14 protein-coding genes and 2 tRNA genes are annotated in these 10,972 nt (G+C 37.5%); 8 read left to right on the top strand and 8 right to left on the bottom strand.

Going from position 1 to position 10,972, the window contains the following annotated elements; translation table 11 throughout:
* The 7 genes from GXZ72_00240 to GXZ72_00210 form a co-directional block, all read left to right on the top strand.
* The coding region (locus GXZ72_00240) for a pyruvate ferredoxin oxidoreductase (protein HHT17987.1) at nt 1-127 on the top strand (127 nt) is incomplete at its 5' end.
* A gap of 19 nt (nt 128-146) precedes the next feature.
* A complete protein-coding gene (locus tag GXZ72_00235; GenBank protein HHT17986.1) occupies nt 147-389 on the top strand; it encodes a 4Fe-4S binding protein in 243 nt (80 codons plus the stop codon).
* Between the two features lies 1 nt (nt 390).
* Entirely contained in the window at nt 391-1,539 is a 1,149-nt protein-coding gene (porA, locus tag GXZ72_00230) for a pyruvate ferredoxin oxidoreductase (protein HHT17985.1), read from the top strand.
* The gene (locus GXZ72_00225) at nt 1,540-2,403 is read left to right on the top strand and encodes a pyruvate synthase subunit beta (protein HHT17984.1); all 864 of its coding nucleotides are present in this window, start codon (nt 1,540-1,542) and stop codon (nt 2,401-2,403) included. It begins immediately after the preceding gene.
* Nucleotides 2,404-2,414: 11 nt separating this feature from the next.
* Nucleotides 2,415-2,921, top strand: coding sequence for a 4Fe-4S dicluster domain-containing protein (locus GXZ72_00220; protein ID HHT17983.1), 507 nt, complete (start codon nt 2,415-2,417; stop codon nt 2,919-2,921).
* Complete coding sequence (locus tag GXZ72_00215) at nt 2,922-3,353, top strand: 4Fe-4S binding protein (protein HHT17982.1); 432 nt, start codon at nt 2,922-2,924, stop codon at nt 3,351-3,353. It begins immediately after the preceding gene.
* Between the two features lie 139 nt (nt 3,354-3,492).
* A complete protein-coding gene (locus tag GXZ72_00210; GenBank protein ID HHT17981.1) occupies nt 3,493-4,344 on the top strand; it encodes a fumarate hydratase in 852 nt (283 codons plus the stop codon).
* A 156-nt stretch (nt 4,345-4,500) separates the two neighbouring features.
* Here the strand turns inward: GXZ72_00210 and phoU are convergent, their stop codons facing one another.
* The 5 genes from phoU to GXZ72_00185 all read right to left on the bottom strand — a co-directional run bounded on the left by phoU (nt 4,501) and on the right by GXZ72_00185 (nt 8,756).
* Nucleotides 4,501-5,184, bottom strand: coding sequence for a phosphate signaling complex protein PhoU (phoU, locus tag GXZ72_00205; GenBank protein ID HHT17980.1), 684 nt, complete (start codon nt 5,182-5,184; stop codon nt 4,501-4,503).
* Nucleotides 5,185-5,233: 49 nt separating this feature from the next.
* Nucleotides 5,234-5,989, bottom strand: coding sequence for a phosphate ABC transporter ATP-binding protein (locus tag GXZ72_00200; GenBank protein HHT17979.1), 756 nt, complete (start codon nt 5,987-5,989; stop codon nt 5,234-5,236).
* A 3-nt stretch (nt 5,990-5,992) separates the two neighbouring features.
* Nucleotides 5,993-6,841 (bottom strand): phosphate ABC transporter permease PstA, encoded by an 849-nt coding sequence (gene pstA, locus GXZ72_00195; protein HHT17978.1) that lies wholly within the window; start codon nt 6,839-6,841, stop codon nt 5,993-5,995.
* A 99-nt stretch (nt 6,842-6,940) separates the two neighbouring features.
* Nucleotides 6,941-7,816: a phosphate ABC transporter permease subunit PstC gene (pstC, locus tag GXZ72_00190; GenBank protein HHT17977.1), complete on the bottom strand. Its 876-nt coding sequence runs from the start codon at nt 7,814-7,816 to the stop codon at nt 6,941-6,943.
* A gap of 130 nt (nt 7,817-7,946) precedes the next feature.
* A complete protein-coding gene (locus tag GXZ72_00185) occupies nt 7,947-8,756 on the bottom strand; it encodes a phosphate ABC transporter substrate-binding protein (protein ID HHT17976.1) in 810 nt (269 codons plus the stop codon).
* 499 nt (nt 8,757-9,255) lie between these two features.
* On the opposite strand from GXZ72_00185, the gene GXZ72_00180 reads away from it, so the two are divergent.
* The gene (locus GXZ72_00180) at nt 9,256-9,402 is read left to right on the top strand and encodes a hypothetical protein (protein ID HHT17975.1); all 147 of its coding nucleotides are present in this window, start codon (nt 9,256-9,258) and stop codon (nt 9,400-9,402) included.
* A 116-nt stretch (nt 9,403-9,518) separates the two neighbouring features.
* On the opposite strand, the gene GXZ72_00175 is transcribed toward GXZ72_00180, so the two are convergent.
* From GXZ72_00175 to GXZ72_00165, 3 genes are all read right to left on the bottom strand, one after another.
* Nucleotides 9,519-10,160, bottom strand: coding sequence for a hypothetical protein (locus GXZ72_00175; GenBank protein ID HHT17974.1), 642 nt, complete (start codon nt 10,158-10,160; stop codon nt 9,519-9,521).
* 432 nt (nt 10,161-10,592) lie between these two features.
* Nucleotides 10,593-10,665: transfer RNA gene (locus GXZ72_00170), tRNA-Thr, on the bottom strand.
* Nucleotides 10,666-10,706: 41 nt separating this feature from the next.
* Nucleotides 10,707-10,789: transfer RNA gene (locus GXZ72_00165), tRNA-Leu, on the bottom strand.
* Nucleotides 10,790-10,972 lie beyond the last annotated feature (183 nt).

Raw genomic sequence — 10,972 nt, 5'->3', positions numbered from 1 at the left:
CTTTGCCAAAGTAATTGGCGGAGTATCTTTAGATTCAATAATTAAAATTATAAAAGAAACTTTCCCCGGCAAAATTGGGGAGAAAAATGCTGAAGCAGCTAAAATTGCCTTTGAAAAGGTGAAATAATAATTATAAAGGTGATTTAATGGTAACAATTGGAGCATGTGTCAAAGAACCTGGCAGCTCACGAAATAACAAAACCGGGAGCTGGAGAACATTTAAACCAATTTTGGACAAAGAAAAATGTATTGACTGTGAAAACTGTGTTCTTTTCTGCCCTGAAGGATGCATTAACAAGGATTATGACATAGATTACGACTACTGTAAAGGCTGCGGCATATGTGCTGAAGAATGCCCAGTCGAAGCAATAAAAATGGAGAGAGGATAATATGGTTAAAAAAGTTTTTACTTCCAACAGGGCCGTTGCAGAAGCTGTTAAACTGGCAAAACCACAAGTAATTCCTGTTTATCCCATAACTCCTCAAACAACAATATCTGAATATTTAGCCCAGTTCGTGGCAGATGGCGATCTTAAATCTGAATATATAAGGGTAGAATCAGAACACAGTGCTATTAGTGCCGCGTTAGGCGCTTCCGGAGCTGGAGTTCGAGTTTTCACTGCAACTTCCTCCCAGGGTTTGGCATTAATGCACGAAATCCTCTTTGCTGCAGCAGGTATGAGGAGCCCCATTGTTCTGGTAGATGCTAACCGAGCTCTATCAGCACCACTAAGCATATGGAACGATCAACAAGATACCATATCCGAACGTGACTCTGGATGGCTACAAATATATGCAGAAAACGCTCAGGAAGCATTAGACGCTGTTTTGATAGCTTACCGGGTTGCTGAAGATCGTGATGTTCTTTTACCTTGCATGGTTTGTATTGACGGATATTTCCTAACACATACGGTAGAACCATTGGAAGTACCCAGTGCAGAAGATGTAGATCGATACTTACCCCCATACAAGCCATATGCCTTCCTTGACACTGAAAACCCCATGTCCATTGGTACTTTCACAGATCCTGATTATTACATGGAAGCTCGTTACGCTATAGAAGTGGCCATGGAAAAATCAAAAGAAGTCATGGTTCAAGCTAATCAGGAGTTTGCTGAAATATTTGGCAGAAAATATGATCTTGTTGAAAAATACAAATGTGACGATGCCGAAATTATAATTGTAGCCATGGGGTCTCTTTGTGGTACTATAAAAGATGTAATAGACAGCCTTAGAGATGAAGGAGAAAAAGTAGGGCTCTTAAAAATTAGAGTATTCCGACCATTTCCCCGAGAAGAAATTAAACAAGTTCTGGAAAATGGTTCAAAAGTAGCAGTTATTGATAAAAACATCTCCTTTGGAATGGGAGGGGTTCTTTACAACAATATAAAAGCCAAAACAAATGCCGAAGCATACGGATTCATAGCCGGATTGGGAGGGCGAGATATAACCACCGAATATGTGAGAGAGATTGTGGAAAAAACAAAAAACCCCACCCGTGAGATTGAATGGATCGGACTAAAAACGGAGGAGGTTTAAATGAATATCAGCGAAAAAGAATTCCTGGCACCAGGACACCGAGCATGTGCCGGTTGTGGAGCCACAGTGGGGGTTAGATTAGCCCTGAAGGCACTGGGCAAGAACACAGTAGCTGTTTCTGCCACAGGCTGTCTTGAAGTTATAACCACCCCCTACCCAGAAACAGCATGGGAAATCCCATGGATACACGTAGCTTTTGAAAACGCTGCTGCAGTAGCATCAGGAGTAGAAAGAGCATTGAAAAGTCAAGGTAAAGATGCCCAAGTTGTTGCATTTGCGGGAGATGGTGGAACTGCGGATATTGGACTGCAAGCCCTATCTGGAGCAATGGAAAGAGGCCATAATCTGATTTACATTTGTTATGATAACGAAGCTTACATGAACACTGGGGTGCAGAGAAGTGGAGCAACTCCTTACGGTGCTTCCACAACTACCAGCCCCCATGGTAAAGAAAGTTTTGGAGAAGACAAACCTAAAAAGAATATTCCCATGATAATGGCTGCCCATGGTGTGCCTTACGTGGCTACAGCAAGTATTTCCTACCCGGAAGACTTCATGAAAAAGGTTCAAAAAGCAAAGGAAACTGATGGACCAGCCTACATACACTTGCACCAACCATGCACCACTGGTTGGGGTTATGATCCTTCAAAAACCATTGAACTGGGACGTTTAGCAGTTGAAACCGGTTCATGGATACTATATGAAATTGAAGATGGAGATTTCCGTGTTACCTACCGTCCAATGGAACGTAAGATGGTTGATGAATATTTATTGGCTCAAAAACGTTTTAAACATCTTACCGAAGAAGAAAGAAAACGTATTCAAAAAAATATCGATGTTCTCTGCACTGAACTTAAAATATAGGAGGCTTAGCCTTGGAAAAAATTATAATCCAACCAGATCTTTGTGATGGGTGCCTTGATTGTCAAGATGCATGTAGCCAACTCTATGGTACTTCCAGGATCTTGGTGAGGGAAGTGGAGGGATCATTTTATCCAATCATATGTCAACAGTGTGAAGATGCACCTTGTGAACTAATCTGCCCTACTGAAGCCATTAGCAAGGAAGGGATTGATAAGGACAAATGTATTGGATGTGGACTATGTATGATGGTGTGCCCCTTTGGTGCAGTGCTGATCCATGAACGTAAAGCTAATAAATGCCATCAGTGCCCTGATCTTGATACTCCCGCATGTATAAAAGCGTGTTCCAAAAGAGCCATAGCTAAAGTGGATACTGATAAGTTACAAGCTGAACGTCAACTTAAACACATTGCAAAAATTACTGGCCTGAGTAATAAAAAGAGGAAAAGTTCTGATCTAGTTAAAATAATAACCGCCAACACCAGGGCCAAGAAATCGTTAGAAAAGGAGGCCGAATAAATGAAGGAACTCATTTCAAGGCCCGAACTTTGTGATGAATGCGGTAAATGTGAGCGTGTATGCCCTAAAAATGCTATTCGAGTGGTTCAAGGAGTGCCAGTGTTCTGTTTGCACTGTGCTGAAGACCGGGCTCCCTGCATGATAGTATGTCCTGAAGGAGCCATTGAAAAAGTTGAAGGAGCAGTTGTAATCAATGAAGAAGCTTGCATTGGATGCGGACTTTGCAGGGATGCTTGTCCTATAGGGGCCATCCAATTGGATGAGTGTGGAGTAGCCAGCAAATGTGACCTATGTGTTGGACTAGATAAGCCATTATGTGTTTCCGTGTGTCCTAAAGAAGCTCTGAAAATGAGTTCTGAAGATATTTTAACCGATAAAAGGGATAGAATAGCTAAAGAACTGGAAAAAGTTAAGATGATCATGAAATATTGATTTGATCATCTTTTTATTTCATATTATACTTTATTTTTTTAAAAATTGGAATCTGATTACTATTTTTTTTAAAATAAATTTAAACATAACATCATATTCACTTAAGATTTAAATAACTGAATTTTTATATACTGATCCTATGATTAGACAAAAGATGGTGGAAGAGGCAGTATGTCGCTTGTTTAAGGAAGCAGTTATAAAGCTTCCTGATGATGTTAAAAAAGCACTTAAGACTGCATATGACTTAGAAGAAGATGAAACTGCTCTTCTTAATCTCAAAGCCATTTTAGACAATGTAGATGCTGCTGAAAATGGGGGAATCCCTCTTTGCCAAGATACTGGACTTCCCATAATTTTTGTTAAATATGGGAAAGTGGAAGTAGAAAACAACCATGAAGGTATTGTTAATGGTATTATCAATGGGGTTAAAAGGGGAACTGAAGAGATTCCACTCCGCCCTAATGTGGTTGATCCTTTAACCCGTCGTAACACTGGAAATAACATTGGAAGATTTATCCCCCAAATTGATGTTGAACTGGTTAACACTGATTCTCTGGAGATTACTGTTTTTCCTAAAGGTTTTGGTTCTGAAAACAATAATGCACTTAAAATGGCTCTTCCAGGAGAAGGTGAAGCCGGTATTAAAGATTTTGTACTGGAAACTGTATTATCTGCAGGCGGTAAACCATGCCCTCCAATGGTGGTAGGTGTAGGAATTGGAGGAACGTCAGACATGGCATTGAAACTCGCTAAAAAAGCACTGCTTCGTCAAGTTGGTGTTAATCACACTGAAAAGCGGATCTCAAATTTGGAGAAGGATATTTTGGAAGTAGTTAACTCTACTGGTATCGGCCCAATGGGTATGGGAGGAAAAACAACTGCATTAGACGTTAAAATAGAGTATGCCGATACTCACACCGCTGGACTTCCTATTGGAGTATGTATCCAGTGTTGGAGTGCTAGAAGAGCTACGGGTATCCTAAAACCTTAAATTTTTAGTTGTTATCCGTTTAAAAGAGATTTAAAAATATTGTTATTTTTTTAGTTTGACTGTTTAAGGTTTTTTAATAAAGCTGAGGATTATTTAATAACTTTAAATAAATTTAATTTTTTAAAAAAAAATGGAAAATTAGGGGGTTTAATATCCTTAAATCAGTTTACCATTTGTATGATCCCTTTTTTCACATGTTATCATAAAGATGGTTCTGTCTCCAATGTTTTCAGCACGATCGGCAATTCTTTCCAAAAAACGTGCCAGGAACAAGAGATAAATCAAGTAGGATATTGACTCTTTATCTTGAAACATGCTTTTTGTTATGGCTTTTAGGGCATGATCAAAAAGATCATCCACCTTATCATCGTCCCTGTGAAGTTCTCGAGCTACATTCATATTTTTCGCTAAGAAAGCAACTAAACTCTTACTCACCATCCCATCCACAATATCAGCCATACGTTGTAAGTCAAACATTGGCCTTTCAGGGATTTCTTCATCTTTTACATGACGTGCGACCTCGGCAATATTTGCAGCTAAACCTGTGATCCGTTTTAAGTGAGCTGAAACTTTAATACACGCTTCAATGAATCTTAAATCCCCTGCAACTGGTTGTTCAGCAGCAATAATGCTCATAGCGTCATGTTCTATTTGATAGCCCATCTCATGAACTTTTTTATTCATTTCGAGAACATTCTTTACTAATTCCTCATCATAATCAATGAACGTGCTGAAAGCTTCCCTATACGCTTTAAGGGCGGCTTGACCCATTTTATCCACTTTATCCTTTAGTTTGTCCAGTTTTTTCTGGAACCGAATCCGGGGATATCTTCTGTCCATTTTTTTGCCTCAATTATTTTTATAATCTTAATCATCTTTTAAAAAATTTCTATCCAAACCTGCCAGTGATGTAATCCTCAGTTCTTTTATCTTCTGGTTCAATGAAAATTCTATTAGTCAGACCACTTTCCACAATCTCTCCATTGAGAAAGAAAGCAGTATGTTTGGATACTCGTGTTGCTTGCTGCATGTTATGAGTTACAATGATTATAGTGAAGTCATTCTTTAACTTGTGGATAAGATCCTCTATTTTGGTTGTGGATATTGGATCAAGAGCTGAACATGGTTCATCCATTAAAATAACTTCAGGTTCCACAGCTATAGTGCGCGCTATACATAGTCGTTGTTGTTGACCTCCGGAAAGTCCCATAGCAGATTTTTCCAGAATATTTTCAACTTCATCCCATAATGCTGCTGATTTCAAGCTTTCTTCAACCTTTTGAGCCAGTACATCTTCATCATTGATTCCGTGTACTCGTAAACCGTATGCAACATTATCAAATATGGATTTAGGAAAAGGATTGGGCTTTTGGAATACCATGCCTACTCTTTTCCTCAAGTCTACCACATCAACTTTAGGATTGTATATATCGCCACCATCAAGTAGCACAGTTCCCTCCAATTTGAAGGTACTTATCAAGTCATTCATCCGGTTTAAAGTTCGGATGAATGTGGATTTCCCACAACCTGAAGGTCCTATTAGAGAAGTAACTGCGTTTTTGGGGATTTTTAAGCTTACATCTTTTAGTATGTGTAATTCATCAAAGTAAACATTCAAATTTTCTACTTCTATTCTGTATTCCATTCATTATCGCCCCATCATCTTCTTACGATAATTATCAACCACGGTGTTGGTAACCACGGTAATTATTAAAATCATGATAATTAGCACAGCTGCAGTACCCCATGCATTTTTCATAGATAAACCTTCAGTGGCTAAAATGTAAAGATGCAAAGGTAAGGGTCTTGCTGCGTCCATCAGGGATGTTGGCATCATCAAAGCTGCACCAACTGTGTATAATACTGCTGCAGCCTCTGCAATAGCTCTTCCCACGCCTAAAATTATTCCAGTAGTTATGCCTGGAAGTGCAGCTGGAATAATCACTTTGTAAATAGTTTGCCATTTAGTAGCGCCCAATGCAAGGCTTCCTTCAGCATAAGATTTGTTAATTGATTCTATTGAGACTTCAGAAGCTGAAAGTATAGTGGGTAATGCCATTAAAGCCAAAGTCAGCCCTCCTGACAATATACTCCACCCCATTTCTAGGTAAATTACAAAGAACGCTAATCCGAATAGGCCAAATATTATAGAAGGTATTGATGCCAGTGTTTCTGATCCAAAACGGATAAGTTTTACTAAGGTGTTCTCTCCTGCATATTCTGAAAGGTAAACCGCAGCCCCCACACCCAGTGGTGTGGCTACTAAAACAGCGATTAGAGTTACATATATACTGGACATTATGAATGGGAAAATTCCACCTGATTTTCCTGAATCCGTAGGATTTCCAAAAATAAACTCTAGATTCACCACTGGCATGCCTTTGAAAAGCACGTACCCTATTATAACCAGTAATATGACAAGTGTGATAATTCCAGAAGCCCAGAATACAACCGTCATTATCTTTTGAGCTATTCTAGGAGGTATGAACCTATGCAATTGTGTTTACCTCCTTTTTGGGGGAACCTTGGAGGTTATCATTTTTATTATATTTCCAGATAAGTATAGTGAATTGTTTCAAGAAGTGAGAGAATTTTTTCATAAATAACCCCCTCCGATAGTCACCTTTTTTTTGTAATGGAAGTAATTGGCAATGACCAGTAGCACTATGATCATGATTACCAATACTATCCCAGTGGCAAACAGGGCGTTGTAATGAACTCCAGTTGCATAACCCATTTCAATGGCTATATTAGAGGTTAAAGCACGAACAGGGTCGAATATTGAGTTGGGTATCTGAACAACATTACCTGCAACCATGATTATGGCTAATGTTTCGCCAACGGCTCTTCCCATGCCCAGAATTATAGAAGTAATTATACCAGGAATTGCTGCGGGAAATATGACATTTTTTATAGTCTGCCAGTGGGTTGCTCCCAATGCCAAAGATGCTTCCTTGTATTCTTGGGGGATAGATCTTAGAGCATCTTCAGATACACTTACAATGATGGGTAAGATCATGACAGTTAGAATAATTGATGCGGTGAACATACTGAAACCTGTTCCTCCAAACTGTGATCTCATAAATGGTACAAGCAAAACTAGTCCAAAAAATCCGTAAACTACTGAAGGAATGCCTGAAAGAGTTTGAATTGTGGGGTTGAGAATTTTACGCATGTTAGTTGGTGCTATTTCTGCTAAAAATATGGCACATATCACTCCCAAAGGAACTGCCATTAATAGTGAAAGGGCGGTAATTCCCAGAGATCCAATGATCATTGGAAATATTCCATACTTTCCTTTGGTCGGGGCCCAGTCCATCCCAAATAAGAAGTTGAAGAATCCTGCACTTTCTAATGCGGGAAATCCCTCCCTAAATATGAAGAGGATTATGAGGGCAATAATTATTATGGATGAGATGGCTGTTAACAATAGCCCTTTTTCTATGAAATACTCTTCATCCCATTTAGACATGATCGAACTCCTTTATTTTCATGTAATATTGATATTATTTCCATTGTATTAATTAAATGAAATTATGCCTAGTTTGTATAATTTATTAACTTTAATTTTTTTACTCTTCCATTATTGTTATTTAAATGGATTAGGATTTTATGGGAACAATTTTTTCTTTTTTAACAATTTCCTGTCCTTCTGAACTTAAACACCATTTGATAAACTTTTTTACTTCTCCTTCAGGTTTTCCATTGGTAACGAACAAAAAGGGCCTTTGTAACGTATATGAATTATCGGCTATTGTTTCAAGAGATGGAGTAACTCCGTTAATTTTTAATGCCTTGACGTCTGAGGTCATGTGAGCCAGAGAAATGTATCCAATTGCATTTGGATCCTGATAAACAGCTAATTTTATTGATTCTGTGGATGTTTGAACAACAGCATCAGATTTTACCCCTGTTTGGTCCATTACCAGATCTTCGAAGGCTTTCCTTGTTCCGGAACCTTCTTCCCGAATTACCAGATCGATTTTGGCATCAGGACCTCCAACTTCTTTCCAGTTGGTGATATTACCTGAGAATATGTCTCTAAGTTGACTCGTGGTTAGGTCATATACTGGATTATTTACATTCACTACCACTAAAATACCTTCCATCCCGATTGTATAATTGGTTAAGTCTGGATTTTCGGATTTGTTTAACGATTTTGAACTTGTACCTATTGCGATTATGTTTTGAGAAACGCTCCTAATTCCCAAGCCAGTTCCTCCTCCCATCACATCAATTCGTACATTGGGGTGTTGTTTCATGTATTTTTCTGCAAGTTTTTCTGCCACTGGTTGCACTGATGTTGAACCTGCTATCTCAATCCGGTCATAATTATTTCCAGTTCCAAAGGTTAATACAGTGATGATAATTATGAGTATAATCAATAAACCTATCCAATATTTCAAGTCCATTAAATCACCATTAATAGTGATACCTCTTAATAAGTGATACCATTAGAAAGATAATTCTAATTTACACTATTTATAATTATATAGTGATTAATGGTCAGTTGCTTTTTGGCATTGCAAAACATGTTAAACTACCATCTTATCCGAATGAACCGTTTTTACCTGAAAATAAAATGTGGATTTATAAATAAAGCCATTATGATCAAATTTTTTTTTGTTGAAATGTCTCATTTTTTTAAAAGATTTTAATATAATTTTAAGTACTTTAACAATCCGACTTTCAGTAATCTAAACCACTAAAACCATTAAAAAGATATGCAAAAAATGAAAGAACTAATTTAATGGGAGTCATTATCTACAACTCTCAGGAACAATAAAGGGGGGATGATGTTTTAATGTAGTTAATTGAACTAATTCTACATAATCCATGCAGTTTATTTTATGCTCTGAACATATTGTTAAAAAGACATCCATTGACTGATTCACAACTTTAGGTGAAGCTATGTGCATGGATTTAAAGGTTTCCACTATCCTGCCAAAGGGCCAATCCCTCACCCCCACATCTCAAAGCCACCAAAATAAGAGTTTTGAACTAATAGATTCCACAGATGATCTGATCCTATATATGAACAAATACAATCCAATTTAAGTGATAATTCGTTTTATAGCCCCATCATCCATTTTTATAATTTCCAATACTCTTTAAGAAGTTGTTAAGCGTGAAAATTATTTTGTCATTGCTATTTGGGCATAAATGTTGATTAATCAATTGTGCTCATCTAATTTATCAAATTCCCCTTCTTCACCTTCATTTTGATCTTTTTCACGTTTTAAATGCGCTGAATCCTGAATAATCGATACAGTGATATACAAAAGAACAGCAATAAGCACTATAGAAATTATTTCATTGAACTGTTGGAATAGGGGTGAGTATAAATTTACAAATGAACATTGATAATCAACAAATCCCGCCATTAACTTCACTATACCCACTGCCAACACCATCAGACCATACTTGGCAGATATCCGGTCAGGTTCAAGGAGGGGATAAACCCCCATAACCAGAAGTCCAACACCAATAGTCCGGAAAAGGTTCCATCCAGTTGCAGTTTCCAGAGATTGGAATAGAACATCAAAAGTATGATAAAATGAGGAGAATAGATACAGAATTTCAATGCCTAAAATTATGATTAATGGAAAAACGTAGAATACGCTGCTTTCCACCTTCTGTGTTCTTAAACTATCCACATTGTCTATGGGTTTCCGGAAGAAATGTGTCATCAACTGGTAGAGCATTGATCCGATTATTGCCCCAATTACTGTCCCAGCTATTCCTAATTGAGATGTTGTGTAAGCAACAATCCCAGAAATAATACCAGCCATGACTATATCTAAAATTTTTGACATCTTTTATCACTAAATTAGAATTAACAATATGGACATGAACTTACCTTATTTTATCGGCAAACATTCCTATTAAATATTTGGCCATAGAAAAAATTTCTGAAAATCTAATTTATAACCGAATATTGAAATTTGATTGAAATAGTTTCATGTATAAACCCGAAATGAATCATATTATATGGCAGAAAAAATGAGTTTGACCATAATATCGGTATTTTTTTGTTAGGTTTTAGACTATTTATCCAAACCAACTGGCTTGGATGATGTTTTCAGATAAATATCAACCAAAAACCGTAATTATCCAACATGAACTAAATAAGCCCTTAAAATCACTCGAAAACCTTCTCCTAAAAAACTTGAATTTATAATATGCTTTTTTGCAAATAATTAAACATTTCCCTTTAAAAAAAATGTAAAAGTAACCTCCTTTCAAAAAGCCTTAGGGGGGATTCGAACCCCCGGCCTATACCTTACCAAGGTATCGCTCTACCGGCTGAGCCACTAAGGCGCTTAAATTTGTCTAAACAATTGTTTTTATACTTAATAGAGTGCAGGGGAAGGGATTCGAACCCTCGAAGGCCTACGCCAGAGGATCTTAAGTCCTCCCCCTTTGGCCGCTCGGGCACCCCTGCATACACCCAAGTGGGCGAACTTCATATATTAAGTTAACGGTCTTACTAATCGATCCTCAAATTATGTGCAATTGAATAAAGTAAAAACTATTAACCCAATATATTAAGATAAGATATTAATATAACCCTAATTATACTACTAATAAAGAATAGAGGTTGAATCATACGTGTAATCATAATTGG

It is taken from the genome of Methanobacterium sp., from assembly GCA_012838205.1.
Classification (GTDB): Archaea; Methanobacteriota; Methanobacteria; order Methanobacteriales; family Methanobacteriaceae; genus Methanobacterium.
The sequence above is the reverse complement of the archived record's forward strand: the minus strand, read 5'-3'. Positions and strand labels throughout refer to the sequence as shown.